This is a genomic window from Corallococcus sp. AB018 (assembly GCF_003986945.1).
GTDB classification, from domain to species: Bacteria; Myxococcota; Myxococcia; order Myxococcales; family Myxococcaceae; genus Corallococcus; species Corallococcus exiguus.
Window position 1 is genome coordinate 1 of record NZ_RAWR01000078.1, and the last position, 14113, is coordinate 14113.

General features: G+C 67.3%; 12 protein-coding genes. 6 read left to right on the plus strand and 6 right to left on the minus strand.

The features are described 5' to 3' along the window. Positions 1–129 precede the first annotated feature (129 nt). Both D7Y11_RS17910 and D7Y11_RS17915 read right to left on the minus strand, forming a co-directional pair. Positions 130–396, minus strand: a complete 267-nt coding sequence (locus tag D7Y11_RS17910) for a hypothetical protein (protein ID WP_126934280.1) — start codon at positions 394–396, stop codon at positions 130–132. Next, the gene (locus D7Y11_RS17915; protein WP_126934281.1) at positions 393–746 is read right to left on the minus strand and encodes a hypothetical protein; all 354 of its coding nucleotides are present in this window, start codon (positions 744–746) and stop codon (positions 393–395) included. The genes D7Y11_RS17910 and D7Y11_RS17915 overlap by 4 nt, the downstream gene beginning before the upstream one ends. A gap of 90 nt (positions 747–836) precedes the next feature. Between D7Y11_RS17915 and D7Y11_RS17920 the strand changes: the two genes are divergently transcribed. From D7Y11_RS17920 to D7Y11_RS17940, 5 genes are all read left to right on the plus strand, one after another. Further along, positions 837–1688 (plus strand): alpha/beta fold hydrolase, encoded by an 852-nt coding sequence (locus D7Y11_RS17920; RefSeq protein WP_126934282.1) that lies wholly within the window; start codon positions 837–839, stop codon positions 1686–1688. A 99-nt stretch (positions 1689–1787) separates the two neighbouring features. Then, entirely contained in the window at positions 1788–3395 is a 1608-nt protein-coding gene (locus D7Y11_RS17925) for a patatin-like phospholipase family protein (RefSeq protein ID WP_233607322.1), read from the plus strand. After that, on the plus strand, positions 3392–4150 hold the full coding sequence (locus D7Y11_RS17930) for a hypothetical protein (protein ID WP_126934283.1): 759 nt from the start codon (positions 3392–3394) through the stop codon (positions 4148–4150). The genes D7Y11_RS17925 and D7Y11_RS17930 overlap by 4 nt, the downstream gene beginning before the upstream one ends. A gap of 88 nt (positions 4151–4238) precedes the next feature. Further along, on the plus strand, positions 4239–4640 hold the full coding sequence (locus tag D7Y11_RS17935; protein ID WP_121751418.1) for an MGMT family protein: 402 nt from the start codon (positions 4239–4241) through the stop codon (positions 4638–4640). A 121-nt stretch (positions 4641–4761) separates the two neighbouring features. Next, positions 4762–5307: a D-alanyl-D-alanine carboxypeptidase family protein gene (locus tag D7Y11_RS17940; protein ID WP_120574252.1), complete on the plus strand. Its 546-nt coding sequence runs from the start codon at positions 4762–4764 to the stop codon at positions 5305–5307. Here D7Y11_RS17940 and D7Y11_RS17945 read toward each other — a convergent pair. The 4 genes from D7Y11_RS17945 to D7Y11_RS17960 all read right to left on the minus strand — a co-directional run bounded on the left by D7Y11_RS17945 (position 5304) and on the right by D7Y11_RS17960 (position 12991). Then, the gene (locus D7Y11_RS17945; RefSeq protein WP_120574253.1) at positions 5304–7712 is read right to left on the minus strand and encodes a PAS domain S-box protein; all 2409 of its coding nucleotides are present in this window, start codon (positions 7710–7712) and stop codon (positions 5304–5306) included. The genes D7Y11_RS17940 and D7Y11_RS17945 overlap by 4 nt on opposite strands. Before the next feature lie 82 nt (positions 7713–7794). Next, on the minus strand, positions 7795–9003 hold the full coding sequence (locus D7Y11_RS17950) for an extracellular solute-binding protein (protein ID WP_126934284.1): 1209 nt from the start codon (positions 9001–9003) through the stop codon (positions 7795–7797). Between the two features lie 11 nt (positions 9004–9014). Then, positions 9015–11939 carry an FAD-binding protein gene (locus D7Y11_RS17955; RefSeq protein WP_126934285.1) on the minus strand — a complete coding sequence of 975 codons (2925 nt, stop codon included), beginning with the start codon at positions 11937–11939 and terminating at the stop codon, positions 9015–9017. Between the two features lie 59 nt (positions 11940–11998). Then, positions 11999–12991: an alpha/beta fold hydrolase gene (locus tag D7Y11_RS17960; protein ID WP_121751422.1), complete on the minus strand. Its 993-nt coding sequence runs from the start codon at positions 12989–12991 to the stop codon at positions 11999–12001. 118 nt (positions 12992–13109) lie between these two features. Here D7Y11_RS17960 and D7Y11_RS17965 point away from each other — a divergent pair, with 118 nt between their 5' ends. Beyond that, on the plus strand, positions 13110–14033 hold the full coding sequence (locus D7Y11_RS17965) for a hypothetical protein (RefSeq protein WP_233604794.1): 924 nt from the start codon (positions 13110–13112) through the stop codon (positions 14031–14033). Positions 14034–14113 lie beyond the last annotated feature (80 nt).

The following is a 14113-nucleotide window of genomic DNA, read 5'->3' on the forward strand; positions in this document are numbered from 1 at the left end:
CACCTGGGGTTGCTGCTGTTACCGGAACGAAGGAGCGAGAGGCGCTTCCCACGAGTCGTAAAAATCAAGATGAGCAACTACGACAAGAAGTGGGTGAAGCGCCCTCGCCCTAACTGACCGGCATTGGCCTTAGATGTCGGTCTGCTGCCGGTCCGTCACCCGATACTCCTGCCGGTAGGCCTTGCCCCCACGCTCGAAGGTCTCCACCACGGTGACGCCGTCCTCGGAGAGGAAGAGGCGATAGTTCGTGTCCGCCGTGGGCGTCGTCACTCCGTAGTTTCCGAAGGGAAGCTTGAAGACCACGCGAGGGGGGCGATCCGGACAACAGGCCGTCAACAGCGAGGAGGCCAGGGCACTCGTCAGCATGCCCGCGAGCACGATGCCAAGCCTCCTCATGGCTGCCTCTGGAGGCTGAGGTTCCGGTAGAGCTCTCCCGTGCCTTCCGTCGGCTCGGCTTCGAAGAGCATGGCCCTCGCGAAATCGCCGGTCGCTCCCGCCTCCGGCCGCACGGCCCACACGTTGTAGACGGCGCCAATGGGGCCCGTGCCCTGCGCGGGGATGATGGAGACGCCATCCGCGGTGGCCGACACGAGCCGAACCCGGATGCCGTCGGCTTCATCATTCAGCGGATCACACACCCCACCCTGGAGCTTCGCGCCCGCGAACAGGGGCCAGCCCAGCGCGAGTCCCGCGCAGAAGAGTGCCGTCGAGGCGACCTTGCGATGATGCGAGGAAGAAATTGGCATGGGATGGAGAGCCTGCCCCAACGCTTACGCGAAGCAACAGTGACCCCGGGGACAGGATAGCCTTCGCGCCTCCCTGCTTCAGGAGCCCTCATGAGCCTCGCCTACCTCCGACACAGCACCCTGCACCGGGGCTGCACGCTGAGCTGGTTCGTGGAGGGAGACGGTCCTCCGGTGGTGATGATCCAGGGGGTCGGCGTCGGCGCCACGGGGTGGCGGCCGCAGGTGGAAGGCCTGGCATCCCACTTCCGGTGTCTCTGCCTGGACAACCGGGGCTTCGGATCCAGCCAGCCGCCAGGCGATGCACTCACGGTGGAGATGATGGCCGGCGACGTGCTCGCCTTGATGGACGCGCAGGGCTGGAAGTGCGCGCACGTCATGGGGCACTCGCTGGGCGGGCTGGTGGCGCTGTACCTCGCGCACCACGCACGCGAGCGGGTACGCAGCCTCGCGCTGCTGTGCACGTTCGCGACGGGCGCGGTGCCCACCCGGCTCACGCCGGGCCTGCTGCTCATGGGCCTGCGGACCCAGGTGGGCACGCGGCGCATGCGGCGCCACGCCTTCCTCCGCATGGTGCTGGCGCCCGAGGAACTGGCCCACGCCGACAAGGACGCCCTGGCGGAGCAACTCGCGGAGCTGTTCGACCATGACCTCGCGGACCAGCCTCCCGTGGCGATGCGCCAGTTCCGGGCCATGCGGAGCGCGGACGCCACCCCGTTCCTCCAGGGGCTGGCGGGCCTGCCGACCCTGGTCGTGAGCGCCACGCACGACCCCATCGCGCCCCCCACCGCCGGTCAGGCCCTGGCGGCGGGAATTCCTGGCGCCCGCTTCGTGGAGCTCCCCCATGCCTCGCACGGCGTGCCCCTGCGCTTCCCGGACCGCGTCAACGCGCTCCTGAAGGGGCACCTGGACGCCGCGGAGGGCTCCCGCCAGTCCGCGCGGTGAGGCGTAACGGCGCCGCCTGCCTCCTGGGGGCTCAGGGTGGCACTGCCAGTGCGCATCTGGCCTAAGCTCCCGCCGTCCTCTCCGCCGCACCCCAGCCCCATGAGCCAAGACGCCACGCCCCCTGTCACAGAGAAACACGGTCCGCTCGGACCGCTCGCGCTGTCTCTGTCCGGTGGGGGTTACCGCGCGGCGGCGTTCCACCTGGGGACGCTGCGGTTCCTCGACACCGTGGGACTCCTGTCCGATGTCGTGGGCCTGTCCACGGTGTCCGGTGGCACGCTCACGGGCCTGGCCTGGGTGGTGAGCCAGCTGGACGGCAAGCCGTTCAAGGCGTTTCACGAGGCATTCTCGGCGTACCTGCTTCAGACGAATGTGATTGCGGAGGCCCTGACGGGGCTGACCTCCAACCGCGACCACGGCAGCCATGCCTGGGCCAGCCTCATCCGGTCCGCCGCGGAGGTCTACGCCCGGCCCGACTTCCTGGGCGACCGGCGCTTCGGCGAGGTCCTGGACGCAAGCGGGCTCCAGTTCCAGGAGGCCATCTTCAACACCACCGAGTTCCATACCGGCCTGGACTTCCGCTTCCGGCGCAGCAACAAACCGCTCACCATCCTGGGCAACAACGGCTACCGGATGCCTCGCCCGGTGGCCAGCCACGTCCGGTTGGCGGACATCGCCGCCGCGTCGTCGTGCTTCCCGGGCGGCTTTGAACCGCTGGTGTTCCCGCAGCAGTTCCACTGGCCCCAGGGCTATCCGCTCGCCACCGCGCAGGCGGCGCTGGGCCCGGGCTTCCAGAACGGCCTGCCACTGATGGACGGCGGCATCTACGACAACCAGGGCATCGACAGCCTGCTGCTCGCGTTCAACCGGGCGGATCCGCCGCCCACGCTGCTCATCTCCGACGTCAGCGTGCAGAGCCCGGAGATGTACAACGTTCCGGAGAACCCGACGAAGCGCGGCTGGGTGACGCTGAACGGCGTCTCCTGGTTGGCCTACGGCCTCTTCTTCCTCACCCTGCTCTCCGCCGGCATCCTCGCGTGGCGCGGGTTCGAGACCGCTCGCGAGGGCAACTGGGAGCCCAAGGACTACTTCCTCTACCTCATCCCCGGCGTGCTGACGGCGTCGGTGGCGACGGCGCTGGTCTGGGTGCGTGCTCGACTGACGGACGTCATCACGCTGGTGAAGCGGCAGATGGACCTGGACGTCTGGCCGTCGTTCAAGAAGCTCACCGTGCCGGAGTTCACGCAGATGCTGGTGCTCCGCGCGACGTCGCTGCTGGCGCTGACGACCCAGGTGTTCATGAAGCGGGTACGCGGGCTCGTGTTCGGTCAGGTGTATGGGGACTCGCGGTTCAAGGACCGGCGCATCTCCAACCTCATCTCCGCGCTCACGGTGGACCGGCCCAACCTGTTCGCGAAGCACCCGTGGCTCAAGCCCGGTGCGCACCTGGTGGCCTCGGGCACGCAGGCCTGTCAGATGCCCACCACACTCTGGTTCACGGACACGGCCCAATTCACCGCGGTGGAGAGCGCGGGCGCGGCCACCATCTGCTACGTGCTCCTGCGTCACGTCGTGGAGCACCACGCCGGACAGTACGAAGCGCCGGGCCAGCCGTTGAATGCCCTGTACGAGCGCCTGCGCCAGGAATGGGCAGTGCTCAACCAGGCCGGTGCACCCTCGAAGGAACGACAGGCCGTGGCGGCATGACCATGCTCCTTTCCAAGAACGACTTCCTTCCGCGCGCGGAGGCCACGCTCGCCCGACTGGACGGTGCCCTCCGGGATGCGCTCTCCCATCAGGGCACGCCCCTGGTCACGACCCTGGGGAGGGCGTTCCCCAAGGACGCGCCCCTTCAGCCCGCCGCGCTCGCGAAGGCGCTGTGTCCCGGGCCCGTGTCGCATGTCGGCCTGGCCGCAGTGGTGATGCGCGAGTTGCTTGAGCCCGTGGACGCCGTACTGGATGCGTCGCTGTCCAAGGCCACGGTCGTGACGGGCAACGCGAAGGCTCCCGGCTCGCTGCTCGTCACCTGTCCCCTCCTCGTGCTGGGCGACCTGGAGGTCGATGGATTCCTGGACGACTGCGGACCGGATTCCACCATCGTGGTCCTGGGCCGCTGTGTCGCCAAGGGGCTGCGGACGTCGGGGAACTTCCTGGTCCTGGGCGACCTGGTGGTCCGGGACGTCATCCAGGGCGTCTACAACGATGAGAGTCTCATCGTGGCGGGCAACCTGGAGACGCGCTTCCTGGATGAGAATGATCACGAGGTCGCTTGCTACGGAGAACTCCGCACGGAGCATCGCTTCGAGAACGGGCGCTCCGGTGAGGAAGCCGCATCGTGGGCCTCTGCCTTCCTGATGCCCGGCCTCTGGGACATCGACCTCGGCGAAATCGACCACGGCGAAATCTTCGAACGCATCCGGCGGAACGAACCGGTCTTCACCGAAACGAAGAAGCACCCTTGAGGTGAATGGCCTCGGCGGACGCCTCGGGTTTCGCGTGCATCGGTGGATGCCATGAGTAGGATTCTGGCAGCCCCAGCCCGGAGACCCGATGACATCCCCCACCGACACGCAGGACCCGTACGAGCGCATCTACCGCGTCTGCGAACAGGTGCCCTCCGGACAGGTGGCCACCTACGGAGACATCGCCACCATCGTCGGCGGGGCTTGTGATGCGCGCACCGTGGGCCATGCGATGGCGGCGCTGGGGTCGCGAGCGTCGGCCGTGCCGTGGCAGCGCATCATCAACCGCACGGGAGGCATCAGCACCTCCGGCCACCGCCAGCGCGAGCTGCTGGAGGCCGAGGGCGTCGCCTTCGATGACGCGGGCCACGCGCGCATGGACGCGCACCACTGGAAGGGCCCGAGCGAGGCCTGGGCACGCGCCAACGGCTTCAGTGTGCTGCCGCCCAAGGACGCGCCCGCACCCGACGCGCAGCTCAAGCTCTTCTAGGGCTCACGGAGCGTCCGGGCGACCGGATACGAGCGGAAAGCGCTCGCAGGCCCGCCTGCTTTTCAGAGCGGAATAAAGGCGTCAGCCTCAGGTCCTCGCCCACTGCTTGGACCTCCGAAGAATGTCCTCTCCCCTGCTCCGCTGGGGCCTCGCGCTCCTGATTTGTCTGCTGGCACCCGTCGGGTTCGCGAAGGAAGCCAAGGTTCGCAGGGCCAAGGCGAAGGCACCGCGCCTGGTACGGATCCACACCGGCCACCGTCTCCACCGCGACGCGGCGTCCGCCTTCGAGCGCATGGCGGAGGCGGCGCGCACGGCGGGGCAGCCCCTGCTCGTCACGAGCGGGTGGCGTTCGTATCAGCAGCAGCGCTTCCTGTGGCGCCGCTACCGCAAGGGACTGGGGCCCAAGGCCGCGCGGCCGGGCCGCTCCAATCACAACCGCGGGCTCGCGGTGGACCTGGTCGTGGGCAGCGAGGAAGCGTCCCCCACGTATGACTGGCTCGCGGGCAACGCGTGCCGCTTCGGCTTCCGCCGCACCGTGGCGTCGGAGCCGTGGCACTGGGAGTACCGGCCCAAGAGCACCTCGGCGCCCGACGACGGCGAGGACTGCATGGGCCGTCCCCTGGACGTGGAGCCCACGCCCGCCGTGGTCCGCCAGGACGCGAGCTAGGCCGCGTGAGGCGGCAGTTCCACGATGAACTTCGCGCCGTGATCCGGCTCGCTCTCGACGCGGATGCTTCCACCGTGCGCCTCGACGATGCGTCGCGTGATGAAGAGCCCCAAGCCGAGCCCTCCGTAGTTGCGTGAGGAGGCGCGCTCGAAGCGCTCGAAGATGCGTGCCTGGGATTCGAACGGAATGCCCATGCCTTGGTCCTCGACGGTGAGCCGCGCCCTCCCCAAGTGCTTCGCCACCTCCATCCGGATGGGATGACCCGCGCCATACTTCATCGCGTTGGTCAGCAGGTTGAGCATGACCTGCTCCAGCCGCAGCCGATCCCAGCTCCCCCACACCGGCTCCCGGGCCACCAGTTCGAACTCGCAGCCTGCTTTCTGCAGCTGCTCCGCGACGTGGCCTGCCACGTGCCGCGCCACCGCCATCAGGTCCATCTCCTCCAGGTGCAGGTCGATCCGCTTCTCGTTGACGCGGGAGACGTCGAGCAGGTGCTCCGCCAGATGCGACAGCCGCTGGAGCTGGGATTCGAAGACCTCCAGCATCCGCTTCACCCTTTCCGGGGACAGGGGGCGCGCTCCCACGAGCACGGACTCCATCTGCTGCACCCGCAACCGCATGGAGGTCAGCGGGGTCTTCAGCTCATGGGAGGCAATGGACAGGAATTCGTCCCTCGCGCGGATGGACTCCTGCGCCGAGCAATAGAGCTGCGCGTTGTCGATGGAGAAGGCAGCCCGGCGGCCGAGCTCCTCCGTCAAGGCCAGCTCCGCCGGTGAATACGTGCGCCCCGGATCAGGAGAGAGGAGATACAGCACGCCCAGGGTGCGGCCCCGCGCCTGGAGGGGCACGCCGAGCGAAGGCCGGTCGTCGAGCGGCCGCAGGTCCTCCGGCAGCTCGTCGGGATCCCACAGGCCCTGTGACGCTTCGGAGACCTCCGACTCTCCCGTGGCCAGCACCCGGGCTGGACCGTGGAGGGACTCCGGCTCCGGCGGATGGCGTCGCAGGAACTCCCGTACGCTCGCGGCGCGGGCCGGCGAACGGTCCGCCACCGCCACCGGCCGCAGACCCACGCCGTCCGTCCGCACGAAGAAGACACACAGCTCCGCCAGCAGGGGCACGGCCAGCTCGGCGACGCGCTGGAGCGTGGTTTCAGGATCGAGCGAGGCCACCAACTCGCTGCTCGCCTCGGCCAGGAACCGCTGTGACACCTCCATCCGCTTGCGCTCGGTGATGTCGGTGGCGACTCCACAGAGCGCGTAGGCAACCCCATTGGCGTCGAGGAGCGGGAACTTCTGCGTGAGGTGGACGTGGATCCCATCGTCGTGCGGGAGCCGCTCCTCCCGTTGCACGGGGACCCGGCTCTGGAAGATGTCCCGGTTGGCCTGGTGCAGCGTCTCCGCGATGTCCCGGGGAAAGACATCGAAGACCGTCCTGCCGGCGACCTGTTGCCGGGTGCGGTGGAAGAGCCGCTCCCACTCGCGGTTCACGAAGAGGAAGCGCTCCTGCGTATCCAGGAGGAAGAACACGGTCGGCGCGTTGTCCAGGATGGCGCGCAGCCGCTGCTCGCTCTCCTGCAACGCCTCCTCCGTTCGCTTCCGCTCGGTCACGTCGTTCAGCACCGCGAGCGAACGGACCATCTTGCCGGAGGTGTCCCGCTCCACGATGGCGGACAGCAGGACGTCGATGAGCTGCCCGTCCTTCTTCACGAGCTGGTACGGCACGTCCTTGCACACCCCTGTCTTGTAATACTCGGGCAGGACGACCTCGCGGGCGTACCGCCGGGACTCCGGCGTGAGGAACTCCACCGATTCGCGCCCGAGCACCTCCGCGCGCGCGTAGCCCAACGTGCTCAACCAGTAGTCGCTGACGCTGATGAGCCGCCCGCGTGGATCAATGGATTGCATCATCACGGGCGTGGTGTTGTAGAGCGACCGGTACTTCTCTTCGCCCTCGCGCGCCGCGTCCTCGGCCCGCTTGAAGTCGGTGACGTCGCTGATGACGGAGGCGCCACCGCGCACCTGGCCGGCCCCGTCGCGAACCGGACTGGAGCTGACGTGCAGCCAGGTCCCCGCCGGCCTTGAGGTATTGCGCAGGAAGACCTCCGCGCGGCTGACGGTCTCCCCCCGGAGCGCCCGGCTCATGGGCAGGCGCTCGGACGGATAGAGCGTGACCTGGTCCGGCAAGTAGAGCCCGAAATGCGCCGGCCAGCGGCTGACCGGCTCGTCGGTGGGCCCCATGCCCAGGATGTGTTCCCCCATCGGGTTGATGAACACGAGGTGCTGGTGCTCATCCGCCACCAGCAGCCCCTCGCCCATGCTGGCGAGCACGGCGTCGAGGAGGCTGCTGTACTCCGGTGGCGGGCCACGTGGAGACGGATGCGCTGGGCTGTCGTGCAGGCGGGCCATGGGACGCGTGGAGGGGACGGACTCTTCCCCCTTCAACGATGGGGGCTCGCCCGCCCATGTGCCAGACGCTGCCCGCCCGGCGTTACTGGAGGGCTTCCAGCAGGGCCGCCTGGAGCGCCTTCCGGTTCTCCGGGAAGCGCTGGTTGGGATAGGGCCGCGCTCCGCTCAGGAGGGTTTCATACTGCTGGTACATGGGGTCGGAGCGTGCGGGCTCCTGCTGATAGAAGGCGCGGTTGGCCTGGAGCAGGTAGCGAGGCCGGGTACCCTGGGGGCCGTCTTCACTGAAGGCGATGAGGCTGCGCGTCTCGGGGGCCTGCATGAACGACGTGAAGGCCCGGGCATCCTCCGCGCACGTCCCCGTGCAGTTCGCGTTGAGCACCAGCGCATCCACGAAGACCGCCGGCGCCGAGCCCGCGCCCAACGGGACCGAGATGACCTCCGGGAGCGGCATGGAGGGCTGTGACTGGAGGATGTAGAACAGGCGCTCGGTGTAGCCCATGAAGCCGTTGGCCTGCTCCTGGGCGAAGGCCACTTCCGCCACCGTGTTGTCCGCGTAGCTGCCATCCAGGCACGGATTGACGCCCGCTTCGAGCGAGCAGCTGTCGACGACGTCCGCGAACGCGTTCAGGGTCGGTGAGTCGAGCGGCAGCGAGATGGCGCTCGCGAGCGCATCCCCCGGATGCGTGTCCGCCCAGGCATCGATGTACGAGGAAGGCAGCGTCCAGCTCCCATCGAGGTTCGTCGCCAACGGGCGCTTGCCGGGCGCCGCCTCGCGAAGGATTCGCACGAGCGAGGCGCTGTCCGTCGCGGACCGGATGTTCGTGGTCCGCGAATAGACGACGTTGGTGCAAAGGTAGGTGGGCACGCCGTAGTTCGCACCGCCAATGCGGACCGCCTCCTCCGCCGCGGAATGCACGACGCCCGCCTCCAGCGCGACCGGCTGGATCCACTTCTTCTCCGCGAGCGAGCCGAGGATCAGCGTGTCCACCTCCACCACCTGGGCGGCCCCGGTCCCCGTGCCGAGCAACTGGTTCAGCGTCCCGCCTTCATCCAGGTCATAGACATCCAGGTTGGCGTCGAAGACGACGTCCAGGTCGATGTCCGGATGGGCCGCTTCGAAGTCGGACTCCAGCCGCTGCTCCAGGCTGGCGAAGCTGTCCCCCGCGGAGTCGGGGATGTATGGGAACAGGACCGCCTTCAGCGGACGCCTGGGAGTGGGGTCGGGATCGGATGATTCCGAGCAGGCGCTCAGGACCAGGACGGCGGGGCAGACAAAGACTCTCCAACGCATTGCGGGCGACCTCACAGCTGCACGGTGAAGGACGTGTGAAAAACGTCCTTGGGATCGGTGTATTTTTTGATTTTCCGCAGCCATTCGTAATCGGCCTTGGAGTCGTAGTAGAGGCTTTGGACCTGGCTCCGGCTCATGTCGAGTTGCTGGCTGTTCGTGTTCGCGTCTTCGAAAGTGCCCCAGCTCATGCGCACGTCCTCGCCTCCGCTAAACTCCTTCAGCAAGGACTTCATCTCGGCTTGGAGTTTCTCGGCGTCGGCCTCGTGTCCGGACTTGTAGAACACGTCGAAGACGAGCTGTACGAGGGCATCGCGCCGCTGCATGTGCGTCACCTTCTTCTGCCCATTCGCGCTGAATTCGCCGCCGCCGACGACCGTCTGGACCACCACTTTCAGGCCATCGTGCTCGTAGGTCGCGTTGACAAGGTCAACGAAGCGGTCACGGAAAGCGTCCGAAAACGGCTTCATTGTGATGTGGAGCGACTTCTTATACGGCAAGTCGAACTCACGGCCGCTCGCGGGAAGACCAAACACACCGATCTCGCGGACGCCGGTATCGGCGATGGTCGAGAGCCTGGCTGGACCATTGATCGGGCGGGCAATGGGGGCACACGCGGCGCCCTCCTCGATCGCCTCCACAACGGCCTTGATTTCCCCCAGACCCGCCTTGTCTCTACACATGACTTCCACGAGCAGCACGGCTGGTCGCAGTTGGTTGAAGTCGCCTGAAACGACGCTGAGAAAGAGGTCGATTCCCAGCGGCAGCGTGCCTTCCGCCTGTCGCTCCGCCCACCGCTGGAGTTGACCCATCGCGGCGCGGAAGCCATCCCTACCAGACGGGTACAGGTATGTATAAGAGTAACCTTCCGAATTGGGGTACTTGTCGTCGGGCACCAGATCGAAGGTGATCTCCGTCAAGACTCCCCAGCTGCCCGGGCCGCCGCCGAGGACGGCTCTGAACACGTCGCTGTCTGTCGGCGTACCCGTGCCACCTCCGGATTGAGGCCGGGTGAACTCACGCTCTACGTATACGTCGGCTCCGGGCGACCCCGGATCGCGCGTCACCATCTTGAATGAGCGAACCCAATCCAAGGTTGCGCCGAGACTGCGAAGCTGGTGGCCGATACCACCCGTCTGTACGTGCCCCCCGAGCCTTACGAGTGGGCACTCGCCATGAGGTATCGCGACGCCCTTCTCCAGCAGCTTCTTTGACAAGTCTTTCAGCGCCACCCCCGGCCCCACCGTGACCTGGGTCGGCGTGCCCGTGGACGGCAAGAACTCGACATCCACAAAGAGCGTCATGTCCAGGAGCAGGGTGTCTTTGCCGCCCGACGAAAGGCCGCAGTATTGGTGCCCGCCAGACCTGGCCACGACCTTGAGGTTGTTCATCGCGGCGAACGCAACGGCCGTCGTCACATCCATGGCGTTCTCCGCCATTGCGACGAACCGCGGGGTCATGCGCGCGTCCACGACCTGCGACGAGTATGACGAGACAGCGTACTGATGGATTGCCTCAAGATAGCTGGCGCCGTCCGACTTATCGAACACCTCACCTTCAAAGCCAGGAATCTTGTCGCTTCCAGCCCGGTTGCTGGAGACCAGGTCGAAGCCAGGCGTAGATGAGAGCGCAGGCAAGACCTTGACGCCGCGCAGCGCAACCCTGGTGGAGGCGCGCCGAACCAACGCTCGTTTATTGACCGCGGCCGTGGGCGAAACCTTGTCGGCGGGGATGGCCGCGGCCATGCGCCGCCGCGCCTCTTGAGCGACCTTTTTCTCAGCCTTCGCGTCGGAAATCTGCGCGCGGGCGACCACGTCACTGCCCGGCGCGAGCTGAAGCTCGGCCCAAGCTCGGATACCGGGTGCACGCTCGCGACCGGTGCGGGCGCTAACGCCGATAGCGAAGTCCACGGCATCAAGAAATTTTTGCCGGAACCTGGCGAATGGCCGCGGCACGGGGTTGCTGCCAAACCGCCTCAGCGTTTCGTCCTGTGCCGCGGCGTTCGGGCCCGTCGCAACCCAGGCGGCGATGCTGGAGCCAGGACTCGTCACCCGATTGGAATCGAGGACGGTAAGCTTTGCACGACTCAAGGCAGCTTGAACGACCGCTTCGGTTGCCTCGCTGTCGGCGGCGTCGTGCCCCGTGGCGCGGACGACGATGAGACTCATCGAATACGCGGCCGACGTCACGCGGACGCTCAGGTCGACGTGCTCAGGGACAGAGGATCCGCCGCCGAAGAGCGCGTCACACAAAGCCGCGAAGCCCTTTGGCGCATAGGACGTCATCCAGGCCTGCGTCCAGCGGGCGGATTCATCCGTTTTCGAGGCTGCGGCGTCAAAAACAAGCTTCGTGATGACCGCGCGGCGACGGCCGGCCAGAAGATCGCGAAGCGATTTGTTGTGGAACGTCTTGGTGACGCCTGCGCCGGGGCCTTCGGTCGGGATGACCTCGGCCTCCACGACAGCGCCGCGGAGCGGGAGGAGTCCGGCTCCGCTGCGAAGAAACGGTGACGAGTCCATGCTGAGAACGGCCGACACAATGCTCTGTGTCGGGTTGTCATCGAGCGGAAGGAAGAGGTCCTTGTTGATCAGCTTCCTGGCGACATCGCCCGTTGTCGCCGCGGCCCCGACGGTGACCCGCTGTTCACCGACGTCGACGTTTCGGAATGCCTCCATGCTGACGATCGCGGCAGCCTCCTTGCTCTCAGGAGTGCCCACCTTGCTCACATCAGAGGCCGATAGGCTGTGGCCGCTTCGAATGAACACGCGCCGGTTGGCGGCTTGTGCCAGGCGCAGTGCCTTCTCAACGTCGTCAGTCGACTCAGGAACAAGGACCGTGGGCTTGTCGTAGAACTCTGCTTGAGCTTCGTGCGAGGACGTGATGCGTCCTTTGAAGGACGATTGGAGCGCGCGGGCATTCTTCAGGGAAAGTTTCGCCATGGTGGTGCTCTTTCGAGAATCCGGTCACGTTAGGCATCAACACCCGACTCCATGCGTTCCTACCGCGCGAGGAACGCGCGCATCTCGGAGACGACCCCCGCATGTCGCGGAAGCCAGAGGTAGTGCCCCGCGCCCTGGAGCGTCACGAGCTTCCAGTTTGGCAGGCTCTTGAGCAGGGCGTCCTGGGCGGCCTCGTGCTGGCTCAGCTCCGGAAGGAACGCGCGCGCCCGCTCGCGCAGGTCGGCGGGGACGTTCTCCGCCTGGGACAGAAACGCCACCCACCCCGCGAAGGCCTGGCCGTCGGAGAGGGCCAGCACCGGGCCCCGCAGCTTCGCGTAGTCCGGCAAGGCCGCGCCCCGGATGCACTGCTCCGTGGCCTCCGGCAAGCGGTGGTAGCGCAGGTACGCGCCCGTGCCAGCGTCGAACTCATACGCCTGATCAATCTCGTGCGGCGGGAACGGTCCGCCCAGGTCGCGCGCCAGCAGCGCTGTCACCGCCTCACGTGACGGCTGCCCGTCGAGCACGGTGAACGGCAGCGGCGGCAACGGGCCCGGCTTCAGGAACTCGGCGATCTCTCCCTTGTTGTCCGTGGCGTCCAGGAAGATGAGCGCCTCCACGCGCTCTGGATGATTCAGCCCCATCCAGTTCAGCTCATCCCCCGCGAGCGAGTGCCCCACGAGCGTCGCCTTCGCGAGCCCCAGGCCCTCCATCGCGGCCAGCACGTCGTGCCCCAACGTCGCGCTGTCGTAGCCGGTGGCCGGCCAGCTCGACGCGCCGAAGCCGCGCCGGGTGAAGGCATAGACGTGGTGCGTGGCGATGAACTCCGGCGCCAGCACGTCGAAGACATGGGCCGTGCTGCCCAGGCCCGGCAGGAACACCAGCGCCGGACCCTTGCCGCCGTAGTCGAGCACCTCCAGCTCGACCTCCGGGGCCACCCGCACCCGGCTCACCTGGTGCAGTGGATCCGCCGTGCCGCCGGGCGGCGGTGACGGCGTGGTCGCACAGGCGGAAAGCAACAGCACCCACGACAGACGAAGCCAGGACGTTCGCATGGGTGGAAACCTTTGCATGCCCCACCGCGACAACGGAACGGGCTCAAGGTCGCAAATCAGGCCTGGCTAGACTTCAGCGTAATTTTCCAACCCTCGCTGAATCCCCCCTTGGAGACAGATGATTCGCTCGAACTGGATGACGTGGTCCCCTGCCCTGCTCGTGTCCGCGGGCCTGATGCTGGCCGCTTGCGGCGGCCCGGAGCTGGAAGCCCCTGGGATGGACGTGTCTGCCATTGGCACGGTGGAGGGCGAAGCGAACTCGCCCATCTACGACCGGGCGCGCGCGTACGCCGCCGCCAATCCCAAGCGCGACGGTGGTTCGTGGAACCAGTGGTGCGGTTCGCTGATGGTCCGCTTCGGGCAGCTTCCGGACTCCGCCGTGCGCCCCACCGCCATCGAGGCCTACCGCGCTTCGCGCATCGTCTCCACGGACGCGTCCAAGGCGCTGACCGGGGCCTTCCACTGGTGGGACATCGGCTCCGCGGGCCACGTGGGCGCGGACCTGAACGGCGGCGGCGGCACGGTGTTCATGGCCACGTACAACCTCTCCCAGTCGTGGGGGGATGCGATTGGCGTCAACAGCGTCTCCGGCTACTCGTCGAAGACGGGCGCGCGATACCTGGGCTGGTCCATGGACTACGCGGGCGGGAAGATCGCCGGCGGCGGCCAGTCTCCGGGCGGCGGTTCGAGCAGCCTGCCGCAGACGACCACCGAGTTCGACGGCATCCCGGGTGAAATCTATTACAAGCGCATCCAGACGGTGGGCAGGCGCGACTACGGCTACACGGGCCCCATCGACGGCGTCACGGGGCCGAACACGGAGAAGATCCGCGTGCGCATCACCGCGCGCGAACTGAACCGGCGCGGCGGCCCTCGCACCTCCTCCGAGGACGATGGCATCCCCGGCTCCATCTACTGGACCCGCGTGCAGACGGTGGGCCGGTCCTTTGGCTACACCGGCCCCATTGACGGCCTCCCCGGCGCGAACACGTACAAGGCCGAGCACATGATCTGCGCGTACGCCGTGAACCGCGCGTTCTGATGTCGCCCGGTGCCCCACGGCGCGGTGCGTGATCCGCGCCGTGGAAAGCCTTGCCCCCTCTTCTCCCCGGTCGCCATTCG

Excerpts from the sequence above, each read along its gene's own strand:
- D7Y11_RS17950 (WP_126934284.1), bottom strand. The coding sequence starts at position 9,003 with ATGCGTTGGAGAGTCTTTGTCTGCCCCGCCGTCCTGGTCCTGAGCGCC.
- D7Y11_RS17965 (WP_233604794.1), top strand. The coding sequence starts at position 13,110 with ATGATTCGCTCGAACTGGATGACGTGGTCCCCTGCCCTGCTCGTGTCC.
- D7Y11_RS17910 (WP_126934280.1), bottom strand. The coding sequence starts at position 396 with ATGAGGAGGCTTGGCATCGTGCTCGCGGGCATGCTGACGAGTGCCCTG.
- D7Y11_RS17935 (WP_121751418.1), top strand. The coding sequence starts at position 4,239 with ATGACATCCCCCACCGACACGCAGGACCCGTACGAGCGCATCTACCGC.
- D7Y11_RS17925 (WP_233607322.1), top strand. The coding sequence starts at position 1,788 with ATGAGCCAAGACGCCACGCCCCCTGTCACAGAGAAACACGGTCCGCTC.
- D7Y11_RS17955 (WP_126934285.1), bottom strand. The coding sequence starts at position 11,939 with ATGGCGAAACTTTCCCTGAAGAATGCCCGCGCGCTCCAATCGTCCTTC.
- D7Y11_RS17930 (WP_126934283.1), top strand. The coding sequence starts at position 3,392 with ATGACCATGCTCCTTTCCAAGAACGACTTCCTTCCGCGCGCGGAGGCC.
- D7Y11_RS17945 (WP_120574253.1), bottom strand. The coding sequence starts at position 7,712 with ATGGCCCGCCTGCACGACAGCCCAGCGCATCCGTCTCCACGTGGCCCG.
- D7Y11_RS17940 (WP_120574252.1), top strand. The coding sequence starts at position 4,762 with ATGTCCTCTCCCCTGCTCCGCTGGGGCCTCGCGCTCCTGATTTGTCTG.
- D7Y11_RS17915 (WP_126934281.1), bottom strand. The coding sequence starts at position 746 with ATGCCAATTTCTTCCTCGCATCATCGCAAGGTCGCCTCGACGGCACTC.
- D7Y11_RS17920 (WP_126934282.1), top strand. The coding sequence starts at position 837 with ATGAGCCTCGCCTACCTCCGACACAGCACCCTGCACCGGGGCTGCACG.
- D7Y11_RS17960 (WP_121751422.1), bottom strand. The coding sequence starts at position 12,991 with ATGCGAACGTCCTGGCTTCGTCTGTCGTGGGTGCTGTTGCTTTCCGCC.